The 23,398-nt window shown below is 65.1% G+C and carries 21 protein-coding genes; 11 read left to right on the top strand and 10 right to left on the bottom strand.

What is annotated here, in order from left to right:
- The first annotated feature begins 208 nt into the window (after window positions 1-208).
- A complete protein-coding gene (ppc, locus tag HAP47_RS28850) occupies window positions 209-3,016 on the top strand; it encodes a phosphoenolpyruvate carboxylase (protein WP_173641686.1) in 2,808 nt (935 codons plus the stop codon).
- Between the two features lie 40 nt (window positions 3,017-3,056).
- On the opposite strand, the gene HAP47_RS28845 is transcribed toward ppc, so the two are convergent.
- The 4 genes from HAP47_RS28845 to HAP47_RS28830 form a co-directional block, all read right to left on the bottom strand.
- Window positions 3,057-4,169 carry an SMP-30/gluconolactonase/LRE family protein gene (locus HAP47_RS28845; protein ID WP_173641687.1) on the bottom strand — a complete coding sequence of 371 codons (1,113 nt, stop codon included), beginning with the start codon at window positions 4,167-4,169 and terminating at the stop codon, window positions 3,057-3,059.
- Between the two features lie 177 nt (window positions 4,170-4,346).
- Window positions 4,347-5,261 carry an SDR family oxidoreductase gene (locus HAP47_RS28840; RefSeq protein ID WP_173641688.1) on the bottom strand — a complete coding sequence of 305 codons (915 nt, stop codon included), beginning with the start codon at window positions 5,259-5,261 and terminating at the stop codon, window positions 4,347-4,349.
- Window positions 5,262-5,418: 157 nt separating this feature from the next.
- Window positions 5,419-6,558: a thiolase C-terminal domain-containing protein gene (locus HAP47_RS28835; RefSeq protein ID WP_173641689.1), complete on the bottom strand. Its 1,140-nt coding sequence runs from the start codon at window positions 6,556-6,558 to the stop codon at window positions 5,419-5,421.
- Window positions 6,559-6,562: 4 nt separating this feature from the next.
- A complete protein-coding gene (locus tag HAP47_RS28830; protein ID WP_173641690.1) occupies window positions 6,563-6,976 on the bottom strand; it encodes a Zn-ribbon domain-containing OB-fold protein in 414 nt (137 codons plus the stop codon).
- Window positions 6,977-7,220: 244 nt separating this feature from the next.
- Here HAP47_RS28830 and HAP47_RS28825 point away from each other — a divergent pair, with 244 nt between their 5' ends.
- From HAP47_RS28825 to HAP47_RS28780, 10 genes are all read left to right on the top strand, one after another.
- Window positions 7,221-8,468, top strand: coding sequence for an amino acid ABC transporter substrate-binding protein (locus HAP47_RS28825; RefSeq protein WP_173641691.1), 1,248 nt, complete (start codon window positions 7,221-7,223; stop codon window positions 8,466-8,468).
- 45 nt (window positions 8,469-8,513) lie between these two features.
- Window positions 8,514-9,437, top strand: coding sequence for a branched-chain amino acid ABC transporter permease (locus HAP47_RS28820; protein WP_173641692.1), 924 nt, complete (start codon window positions 8,514-8,516; stop codon window positions 9,435-9,437).
- Complete coding sequence (locus HAP47_RS28815; protein WP_173641693.1) at window positions 9,430-10,350, top strand: branched-chain amino acid ABC transporter permease; 921 nt, start codon at window positions 9,430-9,432, stop codon at window positions 10,348-10,350. Before HAP47_RS28820 ends, HAP47_RS28815 begins: the two co-directional genes overlap by 8 nt.
- The gene (locus HAP47_RS28810) at window positions 10,340-11,071 is read left to right on the top strand and encodes an ABC transporter ATP-binding protein (protein WP_173641694.1); all 732 of its coding nucleotides are present in this window, start codon (window positions 10,340-10,342) and stop codon (window positions 11,069-11,071) included. The genes HAP47_RS28815 and HAP47_RS28810 overlap by 11 nt, the downstream gene beginning before the upstream one ends.
- The gene (locus tag HAP47_RS28805) at window positions 11,061-11,780 is read left to right on the top strand and encodes an ABC transporter ATP-binding protein (RefSeq protein WP_173641695.1); all 720 of its coding nucleotides are present in this window, start codon (window positions 11,061-11,063) and stop codon (window positions 11,778-11,780) included. Before HAP47_RS28810 ends, HAP47_RS28805 begins: the two co-directional genes overlap by 11 nt.
- 109 nt (window positions 11,781-11,889) lie before the next feature.
- The gene (locus HAP47_RS28800; RefSeq protein ID WP_173641696.1) at window positions 11,890-13,239 is read left to right on the top strand and encodes an amidase; all 1,350 of its coding nucleotides are present in this window, start codon (window positions 11,890-11,892) and stop codon (window positions 13,237-13,239) included.
- Complete coding sequence (locus tag HAP47_RS28795; RefSeq protein WP_173641697.1) at window positions 13,232-13,918, top strand: DUF2848 domain-containing protein; 687 nt, start codon at window positions 13,232-13,234, stop codon at window positions 13,916-13,918. The genes HAP47_RS28800 and HAP47_RS28795 overlap by 8 nt, the downstream gene beginning before the upstream one ends.
- A 245-nt stretch (window positions 13,919-14,163) precedes the next feature.
- A complete protein-coding gene (locus tag HAP47_RS28790) occupies window positions 14,164-14,907 on the top strand; it encodes a 2OG-Fe(II) oxygenase (protein ID WP_173641698.1) in 744 nt (247 codons plus the stop codon).
- 13 nt (window positions 14,908-14,920) lie between these two features.
- On the top strand, window positions 14,921-15,574 hold the full coding sequence (alkB, locus tag HAP47_RS28785; RefSeq protein ID WP_173641699.1) for a DNA oxidative demethylase AlkB: 654 nt from the start codon (window positions 14,921-14,923) through the stop codon (window positions 15,572-15,574).
- Between the two features lie 42 nt (window positions 15,575-15,616).
- A complete protein-coding gene (locus HAP47_RS28780) occupies window positions 15,617-16,831 on the top strand; it encodes an MFS transporter (protein ID WP_173641700.1) in 1,215 nt (404 codons plus the stop codon).
- On the opposite strand, the gene HAP47_RS28775 is transcribed toward HAP47_RS28780, so the two are convergent.
- The 6 genes from HAP47_RS28775 to hpaH all read right to left on the bottom strand — a co-directional run bounded on the left by HAP47_RS28775 (window position 16,828) and on the right by hpaH (window position 23,350).
- Window positions 16,828-18,456 carry a thiamine pyrophosphate-dependent enzyme gene (locus HAP47_RS28775; RefSeq protein ID WP_173641701.1) on the bottom strand — a complete coding sequence of 543 codons (1,629 nt, stop codon included), beginning with the start codon at window positions 18,454-18,456 and terminating at the stop codon, window positions 16,828-16,830. The two genes, HAP47_RS28780 and HAP47_RS28775, sit on opposite strands and share 4 nt — an antisense overlap.
- A 24-nt stretch (window positions 18,457-18,480) precedes the next feature.
- Window positions 18,481-19,353, bottom strand: coding sequence for a fumarylacetoacetate hydrolase family protein (locus HAP47_RS28770; protein WP_173641702.1), 873 nt, complete (start codon window positions 19,351-19,353; stop codon window positions 18,481-18,483).
- Between the two features lie 184 nt (window positions 19,354-19,537).
- Entirely contained in the window at window positions 19,538-20,521 is a 984-nt protein-coding gene (hpaD, locus tag HAP47_RS28765) for a 3,4-dihydroxyphenylacetate 2,3-dioxygenase (RefSeq protein WP_173641703.1), read from the bottom strand.
- A 65-nt stretch (window positions 20,522-20,586) separates the two neighbouring features.
- The gene (hpaE, locus tag HAP47_RS28760; protein ID WP_173641704.1) at window positions 20,587-22,131 is read right to left on the bottom strand and encodes a 5-carboxymethyl-2-hydroxymuconate semialdehyde dehydrogenase; all 1,545 of its coding nucleotides are present in this window, start codon (window positions 22,129-22,131) and stop codon (window positions 20,587-20,589) included.
- Entirely contained in the window at window positions 22,124-22,522 is a 399-nt protein-coding gene (locus tag HAP47_RS28755; RefSeq protein ID WP_173641705.1) for a 5-carboxymethyl-2-hydroxymuconate Delta-isomerase, read from the bottom strand. Before HAP47_RS28755 ends, hpaE begins: the two co-directional genes overlap by 8 nt.
- 21 nt (window positions 22,523-22,543) lie before the next feature.
- Window positions 22,544-23,350: a 2-oxo-hept-4-ene-1,7-dioate hydratase gene (gene hpaH / locus HAP47_RS28750; RefSeq protein ID WP_173641706.1), complete on the bottom strand. Its 807-nt coding sequence runs from the start codon at window positions 23,348-23,350 to the stop codon at window positions 22,544-22,546.
- Window positions 23,351-23,398 lie beyond the last annotated feature (48 nt).

Below are 23,398 nucleotides of genomic sequence, written 5' to 3'. Positions count from 1 at the left end.
CTCCGCGCGACCCGCTACCCATAACCACGGATTTCCCCCTTGCGCGAGCTGTGGCCCCGTCTGATGCCAACCTCGGATATCGGTGGTTACGGTTCCCTGCTTTCGCAGGGACGACGGCCGAGTGTGCACCGCTTCCAAGTTCATCTTGCGCTGCGGCAAAAAAAGCGCACACTCCGGAGGAACCCGGCAGCCTCTAGAGTAGCCCGCCATGTCACCCCAGACCATGCCTTCCGACACCGACCTCGGTGCCAGGAGTGCCGCAGAAGCCAGTCTCCTTGAGAAGGCGGCACAAGAGGAGGATGCACGGCTCCGGAACGACATCCGGCTCTTGGGGCGCGTGCTGGGCGACACCGTGCGCGACCAGGAAGGAGCCGACGTGTTCGACCTGGTCGAGCGCATCCGCCAGACCTCGGTCCGGTTCCATCGCGACGAGGACAAGCTGGCGCGGCGCGAACTGGAAGGCATCCTCGACGGCATGTCGATTGCCGAGACGTTGCAGATCGTCCGCGCCTTCAGCTATTTCTCCCACCTCGCCAACATTGCCGAGGACCAGAACAACATCCGCCAGATGCGCAGCCGCGGCCCCGGCGGGGCGCCGCGGCTGAGCACGCTGGAGCAGACGCTGGTCCATGCCCGCCAGGCCGGCATCAGCCCGGCCGACCTGCGCAGCTTCTTCAAGAACGCGCTGGTCAGCCCGGTATTGACCGCGCATCCGACCGAGGTGCGCCGCAAGAGCACGATGGACCGCGAGATGGAGATCGCCCACCTGCTCGACCGCCGCGAGCGGCTGCAGATGACGCCGGAGGAGAGCGAAGCCAGCGATGAACAGCTGCGCCGCGCGGTCGTGACGTTGTGGCAGACCAACCTGCTGCGCCGGACCAAGCTCACCGTGCTCGACGAGGTCGCCAACGGCCTGTCGTTCTACGATTACACCTTCCTGCAGGAAGTCCCGCGCGTGCACTGCGCGCTGGAGGACCGCCTCAACAACGAGGGCGGCGAGGCGGCCGAACTCGCCTCGTTCCTCCGGATGGGAAGCTGGATCGGCGGCGACCGCGACGGCAATCCCTTCGTCACCGCCGAGGTGATGCGCGGCACGCTGCGGCTGCAGTCGAGCCGGGTGCTCAGCTTCTATCTCGAACAGCTGCATACGCTCGGCGCCGAGCTGTCGCTTGCGGCACATCTCGCCGACATCTCGGACGAATTGCGGATCCTCGCCGAGCGTTCGCCGGACACCTCGCCGCATCGGAGCGGCGAGCCGTATCGTCTGGCGGTATCGGGTATCTATGCGCGGCTCGCAGCGACCGCCATGCGGCTCGAGGTCGAGACCACGCGGCCACCGGTCGGCAAGGCCGAACCCTATGCGAGCGTGAATGAGTTCCAGGCCGATCTCGACGTGCTCGATCGCTCGCTGATCGCGAACAATTCCGGCGTGATCGCGCGCGGCCGGCTGCGGCAATTGCGGCGGGCGGTGGATTGCTTCGGCTTCCATTTGGCGCGGCTCGACATCCGCCAGAACTCGGCGGTGCATGAGCGCACCATCGCCGAGCTGCTCGACACCGCAAATCCCGGCATGTCCTATCTGGCCCTCGGCGAGGACGCGCGCGTCAGCCTGCTGCTGGGCGAATTGCGCAACGCGCGGCCGCTGGCTTCGCCCTTCGTCAAATATTCCGAGGAGACCCAGGGCGAACTCGCCGTGTTCCGCGCCGCGGCTGAAGCCCACGCCAAGTTCGGCCCCGAGGTGATCGCCCAGTGCATCATCTCGATGTGCAAGGGCATGTCCGACATGCTTGAGGTCGCGGTGCTGCTGAAGGAGGTCGGGCTGGTCAATCCGTCCGGTCGCAGCGCCATCAATATCGTGCCGCTGTTCGAGACCATCGAGGATCTGCAGGCCTCGAGCGGCATCATGGACCGCATGCTGGTGCTGCACGACTATCGCAAGCTCGTCGACAGCCTCGGCAGCGTGCAGGAGGTGATGCTCGGCTATTCCGACAGCAATAAGGATGGCGGTTTCGTCACCTCGGGCTGGGAGCTCTACAAGGCCGAGATCGGCCTCGTCGAGGTGTTCGAGCGCCACGGCGTACGGCTGCGCCTGTTCCACGGCCGCGGCGGCTCGGTCGGCCGCGGCGGCGGCCCGAGCTATGATGCGATCATCGCGCAGCCCGGCGGCGCGGTGAACGGCCAGATCCGCATCACCGAGCAGGGCGAGATCATCTCCTCGAAATATTCCAATGCCGAGGTCGGCCGCAACAATCTGGAGATCCTCGCTGCGGCAACTTTGGAAACCAGCCTGCTGCAGCCACGGCAGAGCGCGCCGCGCCGCGAATATCTCAAGGCGATGGAGGAAATTTCCGCGCTCGCGTTCAAGGCCTATCGCGGTCTCGTCTATGAGACCGCAGGCTTCGCCGACTATTTCTGGGGCTCGACCGTCATCAACGAGATCGCGACCTTGAACATCGGCAGCCGTCCGGCTTCGCGCAAGAAGACCCGCGAGATCGAGGACCTGCGTGCCATTCCGTGGGTGTTCTCCTGGGCGCAATGCCGGCTGATGCTGCCGGGCTGGTATGGCTTCGGCAGCGCGGTCGAGACCTGGATTGCCGAGCATCCGGAGCAGGGCATGCCGTTCCTGCAGGAGCTCTACAGGGAATGGCCGTTCTTCCGCACGCTGCTCTCAAATATGGACATGGTGCTGGCGAAGAGCTCGATCGCGATCGCCTCGCGCTATGCGGAGCTGGTGCCCGACGTCGCGCTGCGCGAGAAGATCTTCGGCCAGATCCGCCGCGAGTGGCATCTTGCGATCGAGACGCTGCTCGACATCATGGGTCACGACCGGCTGCTGCAGGGCAACCCGCTGCTGGAGCGCGGCATCCGCAACCGCTTCCCCTATCTCGACCCGCTCAACCACGTGCAGGTGGAGCTGTTGAAGGAGCACCGCGCGCAGAACCCGGACGAGCAGGTGCTGCGCGGGATTCAGATCACGATCAACGGGATCTCGGCGGGCTTGAGGAATAGCGGCTAGCCACGGTGTCGTCCCGGCCTGCGCCGGGACGACGGCTATCTCAACAGTTGTGCGCGCCTCTTGTCTCCACATAGACCGCATACAATGACTGGCTTGCGGTCATGAACAGGCGGTTGCGCTTCTTGCCGCCGAAGGTGAGGTTGGCGCAGGTCTCCGGCAGCAGGATCTGGCCGATGCGCTGGCCGTCGGGTGCGAACACCTGCACGCCGTCATAGCCCGGTCCGACCCAGCCGGCGCCGACCCAGATGTTGCCGTCGATATCGACGCGCATGCCGTCGGGGAAGCCTGACTTGCCGTCCAGCGTCATGTCGATCAACGTGCGCGGGTTGGAGAGCTTGTCGCCGTTGAGGTCGTACTGCCAGACGATGTTCTTCGCGTTCGGATAATGCGTGATGCCGGTGTCGCAGACATAGACTTTCTTGTAATCGTGGCTGAAGGCAATGCCGTTCGGCTTGAACGGTTCGTCGGCAACCTTGGTGATCTGGCCGGTCGCAGCGTCGATGCGGTAGACGGCCTCCTTCTGGTAGGGCTGGTTCGAGCCGGTGTTGGCGCGCTGGCCCTCGTAGATCGAGACCGCGCCATAGCCGGGGTCGGTGAACCAGATCGACTTGTCGTTGGGATGCACGACCATGTCGTTCGGCCCGTTGAGCTGCTTGCCGTTGGCCTGCTCCGCCAACGAGGTGACGGTTCCATCGTGCTCGTAGCGCACCAGGCGGGTGCGTTCGGCGGTGATCTGGCGGCCCTCGAAATCGAAGGTCGAGCCGTTGGCCTCGTTCGACGGCTTGTGGAACTGCTCGGAGATGTGGCCGTCATCGTCGAGATAGCGCAACTGCCGGTTGGCCGGGATATCGCTCCACACCAGATACTGGCCCTGCGCGTTCCAGGCCGGGCCTTCTGCCCAGAGGCAGCCGGTGTACAGCCGCTTGATCGCGGTGTTGCCGACCTTGGCCTTGAAGCGCTTGTCGTCGATCACGACGATGTCGGGGTCGGGATAACGCTGCGGTTCCGCGTTGCGGCCGAAGTCGCGTGCCGCGGCATCGGATGCAGCCATCGCAGTTGCAGCAAGCGCGGTTGCGCCGCGCAAAATTGTTCGACGGTCGAACGCCTTCGTGCCGTCGCGCCCGTGTTGCTCTGTGTTGCTTGGATTTGTCACGAAAGTCCTCCCAGGCTTTTTGTTATCGGGAGGACGATCATGCGCCGGCAATTCGGGCACAATGCGGGCGCGCCATGAAGAAACAACCAAAGAGTGTGCCGCCTCGGCCTCGTGCGCGATTGCGCACGGCGTTCGCCGAGGCGACTTTTCATAAAACTGTCAGATCGGATCCCAAATTCAGATCGGATCCCAGGTGAAGACGTCGGCTGAGCGGTCGAGCTTGGCGAACGATCCCTTCAGCGCCGGCATGCCGTGTTCGGCAATGGTCTCGGGCGTCCAGCCTTCGCCGCGATGAACCGAGCGCACCGGACGATGCTGGCTGAACAGGAAGATCTCGTTCATGCGCACGCCGAAGATCTGCCCTGTGACGTCCTTGGCGGCGTCCGAGAGCAGATAGGCGCAGACCGGCGCGATCTTCTCCGGGCCCATCTGCTTGATCTTCTCGACGCGCGCCTTCTCGGCGTCGGTCTCGGTCGGGATGGTGCCGATCATGCGGGTCCAGGCGAACGGCGACACGCAGTTCGAGCGGACGTTGAAACGGCCCATGTCGAGGGCGATCGATTTCGACAGGCCGACGATGCCGAGCTTGGCGGCGGCGTAATTGGCCTGGCCGTAATTGCCGATCAGGCCGGAGGTCGAGGTGAAGTGCACGAACGAGCCTGACTCCTGCTCGCGGTAGATGCGCGCTGCGGCGTGGCTGACATAGAACGAGCCCATCAGATGCACCTTGATGACGGCCTCGAAGGCTTCCACGCTCATCTTGTGGAAGATCATGTCGCGCAGGATGCCGGCATTGTTGACGACGCCGTCGAGCCGGCCGAAATGATCGGTCGCGGTCTTCACGATCTTGCTGGCGGGGATCGCTTCCGCCACCGATTCGAAATTGGCGACCGCGGTGCCGCCGCGCTTCTTGATCTCCTCGACCACTTCCTCGGCGGGCGCTGCGCTCGAGCCCCCACCGTCGGCGGCGCCGCCGGGATCGTTGACCACGACCTTGGCGCCTTCCGCGGCGCAGAGCAGCGCAATCTCGCGGCCGATGCCGCGGCCCGCGCCGGTGACGATGATGACCTTATCCTGCAGTGATTTTGCCATGTGGGTTCTCCTTGGTTCTGTGTGTCCGCAGGCCGATGCAGAGCCCACTCGTCATGCGCGGGCTTGACCCGCGCATCCATCCTTCCTCGGAAGGAGATGGATTGCCGGGTCAAGCCCGGCAATGACAGATTGGGCGCTGCGCTCGCGCCGGCCATTGCTAGCGTTCGTTCGTAAAGATGATCGTGCCACTCGCGGCGAACATGCCGCCGACGCCGTGGCAGACCGAGATCTTCGCGTTCGGCACCTGCGCCGGCGCGATGCCGCGCATCTGCCGCACGCTCTCCTGCAACGCGTACATGCCGTACATGCCGGAGTGCATGTAGCTCAGCCCGCCGCCATTGGTGTTGAGCGGCAGCTTGCCGCCGGGGCGGGTGTTGCCGTCGGCGATGAACTTGCCGGTTTCCTCATGCGGCATGAAGCCGAGGTCGCCGAGGCCGTAGAGCGGCAGGTGCGCGAAGGCGTCGTAGATCATCAGATGATCGACGTCCTTGTGGGCGATGCCGGCCTCCTTGAAGGCGAGCGGGCCCGCCACCTTGAAGGCGCGCGATGAGTCAAATGTCTTCATCTGGCTGACCATCGGCGTTTCGACGCTTTCGCCGGTGCCGAGGATGTAGACCGGCTTTTGCGGGAAATCCCTGGCGCGATCGGCGGAGGTGAGGATCAGCGCGCCGCCGCCGTCAGTGACGAGGCAGCATTGCAGCAGCCGGAACGGATAGGCGATCATCCGCGAGTTCAGCACGTCGGCGACCGTGATCGGGTCCTTCATGGTCGCGCGTGGATTCTTCGCCGCCCATTCGCGCTGCACGACCGCGACCATCGCGAGTTGCTCATGCGTGATGCCGTGCGTCTTCATGTAGCGCAGCACCGGAATCGGGAACATGCTCGGGGGACCGTACACGCCGAACGGCGATTCGCACTGGCCGTTCAGGCTGTCGGGCGCGGTAAAGCGCGGCTGCTTGCCGATCATCGACTTGCCGCTCTCGGCATGCGTGATCAGCACGGTCTTGCAAAGGCCGGCCTCGATCGCGGCAGCCGCGTGGCGAACATGCAGCATGAAGGAACAGCCGCCGACCGAGGTGCCGTCGACCCAGGTCGGCGTGATGCCGAGATAGTGCGCCATCTGCTGCGGGGTCTCGACCGCGGTGGCGAAGCCGTCAATGTCGGACAGCTTCAGGCCGGCGTCCGCGATCGCATTCAGCGCGGCGTCCGCGTGCAGCTGGATCTGCGACATGTTCGGGATGACGCCGAGTTCGGTGGTTTCGGCCGCACCGACGACGGCAACCTGGTTCCTGCGCATCACATTACCCCTTTGCCGGGCGGAAGAGGGGGAGGGTGATCCTGTCGTCGAGTGCCTCGAAGGCGACCTCGAGCGGCATATCGAGCTCGAGCGCTTCCGGCGTCTGCGGACAATCGATGATGTTGCTCATCATGCGCGGGCCCTCGTCGAGCTCGACGATGGCGATCGCATAGGGCGGCGTGAAGCCGGGGGCGGCGGGACGATGGTTGATGACGTAGCTGTACAGCTTGCCCTTGCCGGTAGCCTTGAAGACGGAGACCTTGCGCGAGGCGCAGGAGGGGCAGAACGGCCGCGGCGGAAAGTAGACATTGGCGCAGGCGTCACAGCGCTGCAGGCGCAGCTCGCCGGCCTTGGTGCCATCCCAGAAATGCTGGGTCTCAGGCGTCGGTTTTGGTTTCGCGCGCGCGGGCTCGGCCATGTCTGATGTCTCCTCCCGAAATCGTTACGGTCTTGATGCGCCATCGGACCAACGGCCGTCAACGGTCCATCCACGCCCCGCCCAGCGGCCTGTGTTTCGCGCATGCCGCATATTCCGCCCCTCGCACAATTGCTAAGGCCGCGATGCTTGTGTCGCTCCGGTCCGGCGCGTAGAAGGGCCGCGGTCCAAGATACGTCGAAGACCGGTCCACGATACGTCCAAGATACCCGGGAGGAATAATATCATGCTGAGGATCATCGGCGCGGCACTCGCTGCCAGCCTCGCATTTGCCACGCAGGCGATGGCCGCCGACGCACCGTCGGAGATCAAGATCGGCACACTCTACGCGTCCTCGGGGCGCTACGCCTCGATCTCGATGCCGGTCTACAGCTCGCTCAAATTGTGGGTCGAGCAGAAGAACGCCGAGGGTGGCGTCTTCGTGAAGGCGTTCGACAAGAAGATCCCGATCAAGCTCGTCTCCTATGACGACCAGAGCAACACCGCGACCGCCTCGACGCTTTATAATCAGCTCGTCACCCAGGATAAGGTTGATCTGCTGGTCGCCGATTCCGGATCGGTGCTGACGGCGCCCGCGGTCGCGATCGCGCGCGACCACAAGATGTTCCTGTTCGACCAGACCGGCACCGGCGCGAGCTTCTTCTCCAAGGACAATCCCTACATCGCGCTGATGGCCGATCCGGTGTCGACGGTCTGGCCGAAGCCGGTGGCGGATTTCATCAGCCATGACGGCCCTGGCCTCGGCATCAAGAAGATCGCCATCCTCTACGCGACCAACGAGTTCACGGGCACCCAAGCCAACGCGTTCCGCAAGTTCGTCAAGGAGTCCGGCGCGCCGATCGAGATCGTCTACGACCAGGGCGTCCCGACCGAGACCACCAATTACAACGTCATCATCAACAACATCAGCAACACCAATCCCGACGCGGTGATCCATTTCGGCTACGCGCCGAATGACATCGCCTTCCTGCGCAACGTCCAGGACGTCGGCACCAAGTTCAAGATGCTGTTCGCGATCTATGCCGGCCTCGAGACCGAGCTGCTCGAGAAGAATGTCGGCGCCAAGGGCCTCGAGCACGTCTGGACCTATGTGCCGCCGTCCGAGCTGGATTATCCCGTCAATTTCGGGATGAACATGAAGGATTTCCGCGCCGCCTGGCTGAAGAAGTACAACGACGGCAAGATGGAGTTCGGCTTCAACGCGGTGGCCGGCTACACCACCGCGCTGGTGATCGAGAAGACGCTGTCGGTTGCGACCAGCCTCGAGCAGATGGAGCTGCGCCGCGCGGTGTTCTCGCTCAGCGGCCAGCTCAAGACGCTGGACGGCACCTTCGCGCTGGATGAGACCGGCGGCCAGATCGGCGAGTTGACGCCGCTCGGCCAGCTCACGGTCGACGAGCACGATCACATCAAGTTCGTCTCGATCTACCCGCACGAGACCGCGACCGGCAAGCCGATCTATCCGGCACCGTGATGCAGGTGAGGGCGGCAGGCGTAATCTTCGGCGGCGAGCGATAGCATGACCTATGCGCTCGTTGCCGGCGTGCTGTTCGGGCTGTATTTCAGCTTGGTCGGCATCGGTCTCAATCTCGTGTTCGGGGTCATGCGCATCGTCAACCTTGCGCATGGCGACATCCTGATGCTGGGCGCCTTCATCGCGCTCGGCGTGGTCGGCATCGCCGGCATCGACCCGCTGTTCGCGGTGCCGCTGGCCTTTGTGGTGTTCGTGCTGGCGGGCGTGCTGCTGTACTGGGTGCTGGTGCCACGGCTGCAGGGCTCGGCCAACCCGGAAATGCTGTCGATCATCCTGTTCTTTGGCCTGTCGCAGGTGATTGAAGCCGTCACCACGATCTTCGCCGGCACCAGCGAGCGATCGATCCAGAGCCGGCTGCTCGGCACCGTGTTCACGACCATCAAGGTCAAGTGGTTCGGCGGCAAGGCCGGCGGGGCAGGGCCAATCCAGATCTTCGGTCAGGGATTTCCCGCGCCCTGGGTGATCGCGGCCTGCACCAGCCTCGTTGCGGTCGCGCTGGTGTACCTCTATCTCTACCACACAAGGCTCGGCACCTTGACCCGTGCGGTGATGTCACGGCGCGACGAGGCCTTGGCGACCGGCATCGATGTCGACCGCGTCTCGGCTGCGGCATTCGGCATCGGGCTCGGCATCGCGGCGGTTGCCGGCGTGTTCGCGCCCTTCATGTTCGGCTCGGTGACGCCGGCCTTCGGCGCCGATGCGACGGTGACGTCGTTTGCGATCGTCGTGCTCGGCTCGCTCGGCAATCCCTTAGGGACTGCGCTCGGCGGCGTCGTCTATGGCCTCTGCTACATGCTGGTGCAAACCTATCTCAGTTCCTGGGCCGACCTCTTGCCCTATGTGTTGCTGATCGTGATCCTGTTGTTGCGCCCGAGCGGTCTGCTCGGAAGGCGGGTGCGCGTTGCATAACGCCTCGAAACACCTGCTGTTCATCCTGGCGCCGCTGGTGGTGGTGTTCGCCCTGCTGCCCGGCGTCTATCAAAACCATCTGCTGCTATTCAACTTCGTGATCTTCCTGATCCTCGCGCAAGGCGTGAACATCATCTATGGCTTCACCGGCTATCTGCCGTTCGGCTACGTCGGCTTCTTCGGGGCCGGCGCCTATGGCTTTGCCATCATGGTGATGCATCTGCAGACGCCGGCGCCGCTGGCCGTGCTGGTCGGCGGCGCCGTCGCGGTTGCGCTTGGCCTGTTGCTGACGCCGCTGCTGCGGCTGTCGGGTGCGTATTTTGCGATCGCCAATCTCGCGGCCTCGCTCGCGGTGCTGCACTTCGTCGCCAACCCGGCGCTGGAGGGGATCACCAAGGGCCCCTACGGCGTGTCGCTGACCGGTACGTTCAACCCGACCCACGCCTATTATGCGGCCGTCGTCGTGATGGCGCTGACGGTCGGCGCGGTGGTCTATCTCAAGAACTCGTCGTTCGGCCTGGCACTGCAGGCCGTGCGCGAGGATGCCGTGTCGGCCTCGATGGCCGGCGTTAACATCATCAAGATGCGGGTGATTGCCTGGCTCGCCTCGGCGCTGGTCGCAGGCCTCGCCGGCGGTATCTACGCCTGGTACGTCTCGGTGTTCTATCCGGACAACGTGTTCTCCGGCGAGTTCAGCATCTTTGCGATCGTGTTCGCGCTGTTCGGCGGGGTTGCCACCATCACCGGACCGATCGTCGGCGTGCTGATCCTCTATGGCATCTACAATCTGATCGGCTTCACCACGCCGCAATATTTCCAGTTGATCTATGGTCTCCTGATCATGGGACTGGTGCTGTTCCTGCCCGCAGGGCTGGTGTCGCTGGCAACGCGCAGGGGGTGGCATGTCCCCTGAGCAAAACTCCATCCTCAAGGTCTCGAAGCTGGTCAAGCGCTTCGGCGGCTTCCACGCGCTCGATGGCCTGAGCTTCCATGTCGTGCCGGGCGAGATTCTTGGCCTCGTTGGTCCGAACGGCTCTGGCAAGACCACGGCGATCAACGTGATCTCCGGCCTGTATGCGCCTGACGGCGGTGAGGTCGTGTTCGACGGCGCGTCCTCCGGCGGCATCGCGTCGCACAAGCTGGTTCACCGCGGCATCAACCGTACCTTCCAGGTGCCGAAGCCGTTCCTGTCGCTCACGGTGCGCGAGAACATCCAGGTGGCGCTGGCCTATGGCGGCGCGACCGGCACGCCGCCGTCGATCGCCGAATTGCTTGAGGAATACCGGCTGAAGGAGGTCGCCGACCGCCCCGCCGCCGATCTCAACAGCGCGCAGCAGAAGATGCTCGATTTGACCCGCGCGCTCGCCACGCGGCCGCGGCTTCTGCTACTCGACGAACTCGCGGCCGGTCTCAACCCGGCGGAGCTCGACTGGATCGCCGGCCGCATCAAGGCGCTGGCCGCGACCGGCATGGCGATCATCGTGGTCGAGCATCTGATGGGCTTCATCGAGCAGATCACCGACCGCGTCATCGTGCTCAATGCGGGCAAGGAAATCTTCGAGGGCACGCTCGCCACCGCGGTGCGCGAGCCACAGGTGATCGAGGTGTTTTTGGGAGGCGAGCATGCCCACTGATGCAGCGTCGCTTCTGGACGCCAAGGGCGTCGATGCGGGCTACGGCACCATGCAGGTGTTGTGGGGCGTCGATCTCGACGTCCGCCCCGGCGAGACCGTGCTGCTGCTCGGCGCCAATGGCGCGGGCAAGACCACCTTCCTGAAATCGCTGGTCGGCCTGATCGAAGCCCGCAGCGGTCACATCAAGCTCGGCGGCGAGGACATCACGAAAATGCGATCTTCGGATCGCATGAAGCGCGGCATGACCTATATGTCGGAGCTCGCGGTATTCCCCGATCTGTCGATCGAGGAGAATATCCGCGTCGGTGCGCAGGCGCTCGGCCATGCCAATCCAGGCGCGCGGGTCGACGAATTGTACGGCCTGTTTCCGGTGCTGCGCGACAAGCGCCGCGATCCGGCCTCCAGCCTGTCCGGCGGCCAGCGCAAGATGCTCGGCATCGCCAAGGCGCTGTCCGCCGAGCCGAAGCTGCTGGTCATGGACGAGCCTTCGGCCGGGCTGTCGCCGCTGTTCGTCAAGGAGGTGCTTCGCGCCTTGTCGAGCCTGCAGGGCCGCGGACTGGCGCTCTTGATCGCCGAGCAAAATATCGGTTTCCTTGAGATTGCCACCCGCGTATTCGTGCTGGAAGGCGGGCGCATCCGGTTCTCCGGCACGGTTGCCGAGATGAGCGGCAATGAAGAGCTGCACCGGGCCTATTTCGGGCTGAAGTGATGCCGGCGCACCGGTCTGGAAATCGGCGCCGGTTCGCGCGACAATCAGCTGGAAGGCTTTTTGATTGCCAGCCAGCAAGCCGTGAAGTGCAAGCCGTAAAGTGAAAGCCATGTCCAAAAATCCGACACTCGCCTCCCTTGCCGCCGATCTCGCCAGCGACGCGACCTCTGCCCGCAAGCTCGTCGAGCAATGCATCGCCAGGATCGCCGATCCGTCAGGCGAGGGCCAGCGCACCTTCATCCATGTCGACCGCGACGCCGCGCTCGAAGCCGCCGACGCGATGGACCGGCTGCGCAAGGCCAATGCGGCGCCGTCGCCCTTTGCTGGCATTCCGGTCTCGATCAAGGACCTGTTCGACATCAAGGGGCAGGTGACGCGCGCAGGCTCCCGGGCGCTGGATGATTCCGCGCCGGCGGATGCCGATGCGCCTGCGGTGGCGCGGCTCAAGCGCGCCGGCTTCATCGTGATCGGCCGCACCAACATGACCGAGTTCGCCTATTCCGGCATCGGCATCAATCCGCATTACGGCACGCCGAAGAGCGCCTGGAACCGGAGCGTTGGTCATGTGCCCGGCGGCTCGTCCTCGGGGGCGGCGGTCTCGATCGCCGACGGCATGGCGTTCGGCGCGCTCGGCACCGACACCGGCGGCTCCTGCCGGATTCCGGCGGCCTTCAACGGCATCGTCGGCTACAAGCCGACGCAGCGCCGGATTCCGCTCGATGGCGGCGTGCCGCTGTCGTTCACCCTCGACAGCTACGGCCCGCTGGCCAATTCAGTTGCCTGCTGCGCCGCGCTCGACGCCGTGCTGGCCGACGAGCCGGTGACGCCGGTCACCCCGCGCCCGGTCAAGGGCATGCGGCTCGCGGTGCCGACCACGGTCGTGCTCGACGACCTCGACGATGCCGTCGCAAAGACCTTCGAGCGCGCGCTGGCGACGTTGTCGCGCGCCGGCGCCTTGATCGAGCGGATCGAGGTGCCGGAATTGCTCGATGTCGGCGTGATGAACACCAAGGGCGGGTTTTCCGCGGCCGAGAGCTATGCCTGGCACCGCTTCCTGCTGGCCAGCAAGGGCGACATCTACGATCCGCGCGTTGCGGTGCGGATCCAGCGCGGCGAGGGCTTTCTGGCGGCCGACTATATCGACATCATCAATGCGCGCCGCTCGTTCATCGCCCGGACCGAGGCGCGCATCGCGCCTTACGACGCGATGGTGCTGCCGACCACGGCGAACCTGCCGCCGACCATTGCCAGCCTCGCCGATGACAAGGCATTCGCCACGGAGAACCTGCGCGCGCTGCGCAATCCCTCGCTGATCAACGTGCTCGACGGCTGTGCCATCTCGCTGCCCGCGCATCGCGAGGGCGAGGCACCGGTCGGCCTGATGCTCGCTGCCGCGGGCGGTTCGGATCGCCGCATCTTCGAGCTTGCGGCCGGAATGGAGACCGTCATCCGTGTTTGATCTCACCTTCAATGTCGACGACAAGGGCGTCGCGACGCCGCTGACGCTCGAAATCAAGCAGGCCGTGATCGCCGGCTGGACCGGCCGCGATCCGGTGGCGCGCGACAAGCATATCGCCGAGCTCGAAGCGCTCGGCATCGCACGGCCCGCGACGACGCCGATCTATTACCGCTGCTCGGCGCGCCGGCTCACCTTCGCCGATACTATCGAGGTCTGCGGCGAGGATTCGAGCGGCGAGGTCGAGTTCGTGCTGATCGGCTGGCAGGGCCGCATCTTCGTCGGCTGCGGCTCCGACCATACCGACCGCAAGGTCGAGAGCTACAGCGTCACGGTGTCGAAGCAGATGTGCGACAAGCCGATGGCGGCTGAACTCTGGGAACTCGAGGACGTCATCGATCATTGGGACCAGCTCATCCTGCGCTCATGGGCCGTGATCGGCGGTCAGCGCATGCTCTACCAGGAAGGCACGCTCGATCACATGCTGCCGGTGAAGGACCTGATCGCGCGCGGCTTCGACAAGAGCGCGCTGCCCGACGGCTGCGCCATGTTTGGCGGCACTTTCGCCGCCAAGGGCGGCATCCGCCCGGCCAGCCGCTTCGAGTTCGAGCTGGAAGACCCGGTGCTGAAGCGGACGATCAGCCACGGTTACGACGTGGTGACGCTACCGGTCAGGGGCTGATTTCCTTCCGCGCGTGATCCTGTTGAGATCTGGGTGGTACTTTCCCCGCGCGTCGTCCCTGCGAAAAGCAGGGACCATACGCCGCGGCTTTCGCAAAGGGCACGCGGCCAGACGGCCTTCTCACAACCAGCACCTGTGGCTATGGATCCCTGCAGGAACGACGCCGTGATTGTGGCGGCGTTCTCGGCATATTTGGATCGGAAATCGGGTGGCGCCAGCCGCGCTCATGGGCCAGATTCCGCCTCATGACAGCAACAGCCAAAACCATCACTCGCCCGACCACCAGCATTCCCGCCCGCGTTGATGAGCTTGACTGGGATCAGATCACCACCGATCTCGACGAGCAGGGCTGCGCTGTCCTTGGCGGCCTGCTGAAGCCAGAGGAATGCGACGCCATCGCCGCGCTCTATCCCGACGACAGCCGGTTCCGCAGCCGGGTCGTGATGGGCCGCCATGGCTTCGGCCGCGGCGAGTACAAGTACTTCTCCTATCCGCTGCCGGACCTGATCGCGGGACTGCGGCCGGCGCTGTATGCGCGGCTGACCGCGACAGCCAATCGCTGGAACGAGACGATGGGTATCGAGATCAGCTACCCCGCGTCGCACGCGGCGTTCCTGAAGCGCTGCCATGATGCCGGGCAGACCCGGCCGACGCCGCTGCTGCTGCAGTATGGCGAGGGCGACTACAATTGCCTGCATCAGGATCTCTATGGCGAGCACGTGTTCCCGATCCAGGTCGCGATCCTGCTGTCGCAGCCGGGGCGTGATTTCACCGGCGGCGAGTTCGTGCTGACCGAGCAGCGGCCGCGGATGCAGTCGCGGCCCGAGGTGGTGCCGCTGACGAAGGGCGATGCGGTGGCCTTTGCCGTACACCATCGTCCGGTGCAGGGGACGCGCGGGCCTTATCGTGTCAATCTGCGCCATGGCGTCAGCCGGATCAGGTCCGGCCATCGCCACACCGTTGGTGTGATCTTCCACGACGCAAAGTGAGTGCGAAAGAAGCGTGGCTGCTGATCTGTTCGAGACCGTTGGCGATGCCCGGCCGCCGCGCGAGACCATCGCGGACGGCGCGGTGCTGTTGCGCGGCTTTGTCCGGCCGTTCGAGGCCGAGCTGATCCCGGCCTTGCGCGTGATCGTCAAGCAGGCGCCGTTCCGGCATCTGATCACGCCGGGTGGCCACCGGATGTCGGTCGCGATGACCAATTGCGGCAGCGTCGGCTGGGTCTCCGATCCCAGTGGCTATCGTTATGACCCGATCGATCCTGACTCGGGACAACCCTGGCCGGCGATGCCGGAGGTGTTGCGCGGACTCGCCGCCGAGGCTGCGGCCGCCGCCGGCTTCAACGGCTTCGCGCCGCAGGCCTGTCTGATCAACCGCTATGTCCCCGGTGCAAAACTGTCGCTGCACCAGGACAAGGATGAGCTCGATTACGGCGCGCCGATCGTCTCGATCTCGCTCGGGCTGCCGGCGATCTTTCTGTTCGGCGGGCTGAAGCGCAGCGATACGCCGCGCCGCTATCGGCTCGAACATGGCGACGTTGCGGTGTGGGGTGGGCCGTCACGGCTATTCTATCACGGCGTCGCGGCGCTCGCTGATGGCGAGCACAGCGTGCTCGGCCGGCAGCGCATCAATTTGACCTTCCGCAAGGTGCGTTGACGCCCCCTCCCGCAAATGGGTGAGGTGGTCTAAACTCGTATCATGACCACCAAGGCCGATCGCGCGGTCAACCGCACCGGCGTCTATCTCGCCGTGCTGCAGCTCGTGTTCACGCTGGGCTGGACCACCTACCTGATCTATCTGCCCAAGCTGTGCGCCGATGTCGGCATCGCGCCGTCGACCGTCATCCTGATCCTGATGATGGACCAGGGCATCTTCACCGTCACCGACACGGCGATGGGCATGGTCGCCGACAGGATTGCGAGCCTGGTCGGCCGTCTCGGCCTGTTCGTCGGCGTTCTCGCTGCGATCTCCTGCGCCGCCTTCGTCGCGCTGCCCTATGTGGCCGGCACCGGCCCGGGCGCGAAATTCTGGCTGATCGTGCTGATCGTGATCTGGGCTGTCACATCGTCGGCGTTGCGCGCGCCGCCACTGACGCTGCTCGGCAAGTATCGCGCGCAACCCTCCGTCGCGTTCCTCGCCGCGCTGGCGATGCTGGGCTACGGCATCGCGGGCGCGGTCTCGCCCTATCTGGGGGTCGTGCTGCGCGATCATGATGCGCGGCTACCGTTCGTGCTGTCCGGTGCCGTGCTGCTGCTGACCGCGCTCGCGTTCTCGGGGATCGAGCGCCGCATCGCCGAGGAGGTACAGCCCGAGCGGCTTGCGCTACCGGCCAAGCGGCTCGGGGCGGTGCCGATGTTCCTGATCGGATCGATGGTGCTGCTCTCGCTCGGCTATCAGCTGCACTTCAACATCAACAGCGCGCCGTTCTATTTGCGCTTTGTCAAATCAGGCGAGCTGCAATGGCTGATGCCGGTGTTCTGGATCGGATTCAACATCGCGATGTTTCCGGCGAGCATTGTCGTCAAGCATCGCGGCGGCCTGATCGTGATGGGCGCGGCGGGATTGCTCGGCGCATTCGCCATCGTTGCCGCGGAGATGGCCGGAAGCCTCAACGTCCTGATCGTCGCGCAGTTCATGGCGGGAGCGGCCTGGGGCTGCATGCTGATGAGCGCGGTGTCCGCAGCGCTTGCGATCGGCGAGACCGGCGCCGAAGGCAAGGTTACGGGCCTCGTGTTCTCGGCGCTGGCGCTCGCGACCTTTGCGCGGATGGCAGCGGTCGCCGGTGGCCTGCAGAAGATACCGGACTATGCGCCGCTGGTGCACTGGGCGCCGGTCGCCTGCTGGTCGGTTGCCAGCGCCGGCCTGCTCGTGATCGCCGCGTCGCGTCTGCAACGCGGCGTGAAAAGCGCCTAATTGTTCCTCGCCGGATGGATGAACGCCCAGGGGGTGACTTCCGAATCCGTCGGCACTTCCACCGAGATCACGTAGGGGCCGCCATCGGCCAGCGCCTTCTCCAGCACGGGGCGGAAATGATCGGGCGAGGTGACGCGCGCGGCACCGACGCCGAAGGACTCCGCAAGCTTGACGAAATCGGGGTTGACCAGATCGGAGGCGACGACGCGGCCGTCGAAGCGCTCGCGCTGGTCGCGGCGGACATTGCCATAGGCGTTGTTGTTGAACACCAGCGTCACCACGCCGATCCTGAACTGCACGGCAGTGGCGAGCTCCTGCACGCCGAACATGAAACCGCCGTCGCCGGTGATCGCGACCACCGGCTTGTTGGGGTTGGCGACCTTGGCGCCGAGCGCGGTCGGGAAGCCCGAGCCGAGCGTGCCCTGATAGCCCGAGGTGACGAAGGTGCGCGGCTCGTAGATCGGAAAGCCGTACCAGGAGGCGAAGCCGACCTGTGACAGCTCGTCGGTGACGATGGCGTTTGCCGGCAACACCTCGCGCAGGATCTTCAGGTAGGCCATCTGCGGCTGGATGCGCTGGATCTCCTGCTCGGCGGCAGCGGTCGCCTCGCGGATGGCGGCGCGGCGGCCCGAGGACTTGCTGTAGCCGGCTTTGCGCACGGCCGCGATGAGGTCGGCGGTGCCAGCCCTGGCGTCCGCGATCACGGCGGCATCGGCCGGCCAGCGGCGCTGCTCGACCGGGTCGATGTCGATCCGCACGCATTTCAGGCCGGCCGGCTGATAAGGCCAGCGCGACATCGTCGGCAGCTCCATGCGGGTGCCGATGCCGATCATCAGGTCGGTCTTTGGCCATAGCTTGTAGGCCGCGGCCATGGTGAGCCCGAGTTCGTGCGCGTTGGAGACGATGCCCCGGCCGCTGCGGAATGCGACCACCGGCGCGTCGATCATCTCGGCCAGTTCGAGGATCTCCTCGCGGGCCTCAATGGCGCCACTGCCGACGAAGATCATCGGCGCCTTGCTGCCGGCGATCAGATCGGCGGCCGCCTTGATGCGGTCCGGATCGGGCTGCGGTGCCGGCAATGGATCGAACGGCTTGACCGGGGCAACCTGGGTGCGCTGGGTGAACACATCCCACGGCATCTCCAGCGACGCGGGACCGCGCCGGCCCGACAGCATCTCCTGGAATGCACGCGACACCATCGCGGGCGCGTTGTCGGGATACTCGATCCGGTCGGCCCATTTTACGAAGGTGCGCAGCGTCGCAAGCTGGTCCGGCATCTCGTGCAGATGGCCGCGGCCCTTGCCGAGAAATTGCGTCGGCACCTGGCCGGTCAGGCACAGCACCGGCTCGTTGCAGCCGAAGGCAGTGAGCAGCGCCGCCGAGGCGTTGAGGACGCCGGGGCCGGGCACCACGCTGAACACGCCGGGTCTGCCCGAGGAGCGGGCGTAGCCGAACGCCATGTAGCCGCAGGCCTGTTCATGCCGGGCGCCGATCACCTTGAGCTGCGCCTGGTGGAAGGCATCGAACAGGCCGTAGATCTGCGCGCCGGGCAGGCCGAACACGGTGTCGATGCCGTGGGCGACGAGGCCGTTGACGATCGCTTCGCCGCCGGATGTTGAGGTCATGGCACTGTCCACTTGCTTGCGAGGTTAGCTGGCTTCGTCGACGACGCCGTTGCGCAGGATACCGACGCCTTCGGCCTCGACCTCGACGACATCGCCAAGCTTCAGATAGCGCGGCGGATCGAACCGCGCACCTGCGCCGGTAGGCGTCCCAGTGACGATGATGTCGCCGGGAACCAGCGTCGTGAAGGTCGAGATGTAGTTGATGAGGTAGCGGAAGCCGAAGATCAAGCGCGAGGTGCGATCGTCCTGCCTGACTTCGCCATTGACCCGCGTGGTCAGCCGGATATCGGCGATCTGCGCCTCACCGGTGTAAGGTACGATCCACGGGCCGAGACTGCCGGTGGAATCGAAGTTCTTGCCTTGGGTGACGTTGAATTTGGCGTGGCGTACCCAGTCGCGGATGGTGCCCTCGTTGCAGAGCGTGATGGCGGCGATGTGATCGAGCGCGGCGCTCTCGGCGATGTGCCGGCCGGCCTTGCCGATCACCAGCACCAGCTCGCCCTCATAGTCGAGCTGCGGCGAGACGCGCGGCCGCACGACGGGCGTGTTGTGGCCGACGAAGGAACGCGGCACGCGGAGGAACATGCTGGGATATTTCGGCGCGTCCGAGCCGTCCTTGTACTCGGCATTGCGGTCCGGATAGTTGACGCCGATGCAGATGATTTTGTCCGGCGCCGGGATCGGCGGCTGCCAGGCAACCGCGTCGAGCGCGTGGTCGGGCGATCGCTTGGCCGTGTCCTCCACGAGCCTGGTCAGTGCGCCGGCGGCGATCGCCTCGCGCAAGGTCGGATAGTCTTTGGCGAAGCGCGACGAGAGGTCGACGATGCCGGTGTCGGTAACGGCGCCATATTGCGTGGCGCCGTTGACGGTATAGGTGGCGAGGCGAGGGGCTGACATTAGCAATCCAATTCTTGATGTCGTCCCGGCTAAGCGAAGCGCGAGCCGGCACCCATAACCACGGGCCTCACACTATGGCACGCGGGGCGTCGATCTTGGCAGCAACGCGGTCCTGTGGTTATGGGTCCCGGCTCCGTGCGCAATCGCGCACTCGGCCGGGACGACGTGTGGAGGGAGGCGGGCACTAGTCTGCAACCAGCACGTCGGCGACGAAGCGGGGCTCGCGCACGGCCTGGCCGGCGAAGGTCGAGCCTTCCTCGAACCAGGAGCGCGGCGCCGGCGCGCCCCACAATGTCTGGCGGCGCGGATCGCGCAGCGACCAGCGCAGCGGCTCGTGGTCGTGATCGCCGGTGAAATAGTCGCTGGTGTAGAGCTCGATGCGGTGGCCGTCGGGATCGCGGATGTAGAGGAAGAAGGCATTGGAGATGCCGTGCCGGCCCGGGCCGCGCTCGATGTTCTTGAGGAAGCCGGAGGAGGCCATCACGTCGCAGAGATGCACGATGTTCATCGCGGTCGGCACCCAATAGGCGATGTGATGCAGGCGCGGGCCACGGCCGTTGGTGATGGCGAAGTCGTGGACATTGCCCTTGCGGTGCATCCAAGCGGCGGCGATGCGGCCGTTGTCGCCATCCTCCTCGGCGTATTCGGTGAGGCGGAAGCCGAGTCGCGCGTAGAAATCGACGGTGTCCTGCACTTCAGCGGCAAACACGTTGAAATGGTCGAGCCGCTGCGGATGGCAGCCCTTGTAGAGATCGTAGCGCCGCAACAGATGCGGACGCTTCTCCATCGTGGCGTAGAGCTCGATCTGGAAGCCGAACGGATCGGTGAATTGCAGCGTGCGGCCCTGGAACGGCTGGTCGACGAAGGCGTGGGCGATGCCGTTCTCGGAGAAGAAGGCGGCGGCCTTGTCGAGGTCGCCGTCATTGCCGACCTTGAAGCCGAGGCGGTTGCAGGCGGCCTTTGCCGCCTTGCGCAGCACCACCGAGTGATGCTGGTGCTCTTCGCTGGCGCGCAGATACACCGACTTGTCGTCGCGGTCCTCGATGTGGAGGCCGACCGTCTTTTCGTAGAAGGTGGCGCTCTTCTCCAGATCCGTGACGTCGAGCACGGCATGGCTGCAGCGGATGATGTTGAACGGCGGATCAAAGACGTGTGTCGGAACGGGCATGGACGTTTCCCCTCAATTTTATCGGTCATTCCGGGTTCGATGCTGCGCCCCGGAACGACGTGCAATCAAATTCCCAGTTTCTGAATCTTGTGCGTCCCGCGCGCGAGCGAGACGTGCTTGGTTTCCATGTAGAAGTCGAACGAGTAGTCGCCGCCGTCGCGGCCGATGCCGGAGGCTTTCATGCCGCCGAACGGGGTCGGCAGGTGGCGGACGTTTTCCGAGTTGAGCCAGATCATGCCGGCTTCCAGCGCGTCGGCGACGCGCAGCGCGCGGCCCACGTCGCCGGTCCAGACATAGCCGGCAAGGCCGTACTGCACGCCGTTGGCGATCTCGATGGCGTCGGCCTCGTCGCGGAACGGGATCACGGTCAGGAACGGACCGAACACCTCCTGCTGGGCCACGCGCATTGTCGCGTCGGCGCCGGTGACGAGGGTTGGCTGCACATAGTGCCCGCCGCCCGGACCGTCATGCGGCTTGCCGCCGACCGCAATCGTTGCGCCGTCCTGCGTGGCGACGTCGAAATAGCTGCAGACCTTGGCGAAGTGCCGTTCGTGGATCAGCGGCCCGATCTCGGTCGCCGGATCGAGGGGGTGACCGACCTTGAGTGCCTTCACGCGCGCGGCGAGCTTTGCGATGAAGCGGTCGGCGATGCTCTCCTGGACCAGGAGGCGGCTCGACGAGGTGCAGCGCTCGCCGTTGAGCGAGTAGATCATGAACACGACGGCATCGAGCGCGCGGTCGAGATCGGCATCGTCGAATACGATCACCGGGTTCTTGCCGCCGAGCTCGAAATGCACCCGCTTCAGGGTCGGCGCGCCCTGCGCCATGATTGCCGAGCCCGTCGTGCTCTCGCCGACGAAGCCGATCGCCTTGATCGCGGGGTGCTCGGTTAGCGCCTTGCCGGCGTCCTCGCCGAAGCCGTGCACGGTGTTGAACACGCCGTCCGGCAGGCCGGCCTGCTTGGCCAGCTTGACCAGGAGGTCGGCGGTCACCGGCGACCATTCCGCCGGCTTGTGTACCACGGTGCAGCCGGCAGCGAGCGCAGGCGCGATCTTCCAGGTCGAGAGCATGAACGGCGTGTTCCACGGCGTGATCACGCCGACAGGGCCGATCGGCACGCGGGTCGAGATGTTCCAGTGCTCGTCCGAGGGTGTGTTGAGGCCGTCGCGGGCCTCGCCGCATTTGTCGGCGAAGAAGCGGAAATTCTCCGCGGCGCGGATCGCGGCCTTGGCCATGAAGCGGTGTGCCTGGCCGGTGTCGATGCATTCGAGCACGGCGATGTCGTCGGCGCGCTCCTCGATCGCGTCCGCAACGCGATGCAGCAGCTTGCGGCGCTGCGCCGCCGGCATGTCGCGCCAGGCCTTGAAGGCCTTGGACGCGGCGGTTGCCGCGCGGTCGATATCTTCGGCGCTACCGCGCGAAACAGTCGCCAGCACCGTGCCGTCGATCGGCGATGTCGTCTCGAAGGTCTGGCCGGAGGCCGCCGGCACGACCCTGCCGTCGATCACATGGCCGATGCCTTCGGCTTTTAGTTTCGCAAGCAACGGACCGGCGCGATCGCGGTTGGCCTGGAACAATTCGGCTGTGGATTTCGGAGTGGCTTTATCCATTGACCGTCTCCACCTTCAGTGCGTCGTGGATGTTGTTGCGTTTCCAGCTCGTTTCTTTGTCGTTGATCTGCATGTCGAACGACAAGGCGAACTTGTTCTTGGCGAATACCGGATCGAGATGGGCCGACAGGGCCTTGAAGATGTGCTCGCCGGCCTTCTTGCGCGCGGCGAGGTCGCGGCCTTCGCCCAGCCGCAGCACCATGTCGAGGAAGCCGTAATTCTTGCGGCCGTCGGCGCTCGCGTAGTGCTCGCATCTGATGGCGCGCACGCGGATGCCGCCGAGCGGGAAGATACCGGTCTCGACCGCGGCTTTGCGGACCAGTTCGACCGTCGCGCCCATGTCGACGAGGCCGTCGAGATTGGCTGAGTATTCAATCGTGAAATGTGGCATGCAGCTCTCCTGCTGAGTGCGTCAGGCGAAGTAGCAGCTCACGGAACCGTACGGTCCGTAGTCGGCCTGGATGGTGTCGCCCTTGCGGGTCTCGATCGGGCGGATGAACGAGCCTGCGAGGACGATTTGTCCGGCCTCCAGCGCCAGCCCGTTCGGGGCAATCTTGTTGGCGAGCCATGCCACCGCGGTCGCCGGATGATTCAACACGCCGGCGGCCAGACCGGTTTCCTCGAGCTGGCCGTTCCGGAAGCAGAGCGCGCCGATCCAGCGCAGATCGGCTTCGAGCGGACGGATCGGACGGCCGCCGAGCACAATACCGGCATTGGCGGCGTTGTCGGCGATAGTGTCGAAGATCTTGCGCGTCGCCTTGGTCTCGGGGTCGACATGCTCGACCCTAGTATCCAGGATTTCCAGCGCTGGCACCACGAAGTCGGTGGCGTTGAGCACGTCGAACAGCGTGCAGTTCGGCCCCGCGAGGCGATGCTTCATCACGAAGGCGAGTTCGGCCTCGACGCGGGTCGCGATGAAGCGGTCGGTCGGCACCAGGCCGCCATCGGCAAAGAACATATCGTCGAGTAGGATGCCAGAATCCGGCTCGTCGATATTGAGCGCGCTCTGCATCGCCTTCGAGGTCAGGCCGATCTTGTGGCCCTTGACGACGCGCCCCTGCGCCACCTTCATCTCGACCCAGGCCTTCTGAATCGCGTAGGCGTCTTCGAGGGTAATGCGGGGGTATCCCAGCGAGAGCTGGCGGATTTGCTTGCGGGTCTTTTCCGCTCTGTCGAGCCGTTCGGCGGCAGCGCGGATATCGTCCTTGGAGAGGGCCATGCGTGATACACAAAAGTGGATGTCGAGAGATGATTAACATGTTAAGTG

The organism is Bradyrhizobium sp. 41S5 (assembly GCF_011516665.3).
Lineage (GTDB): Bacteria > Pseudomonadota > Alphaproteobacteria > Rhizobiales > Xanthobacteraceae > Bradyrhizobium > Bradyrhizobium quebecense.
The sequence above is the reverse complement of the archived record's forward strand: the minus strand, read 5'-3'. Positions and strand labels throughout refer to the sequence as shown.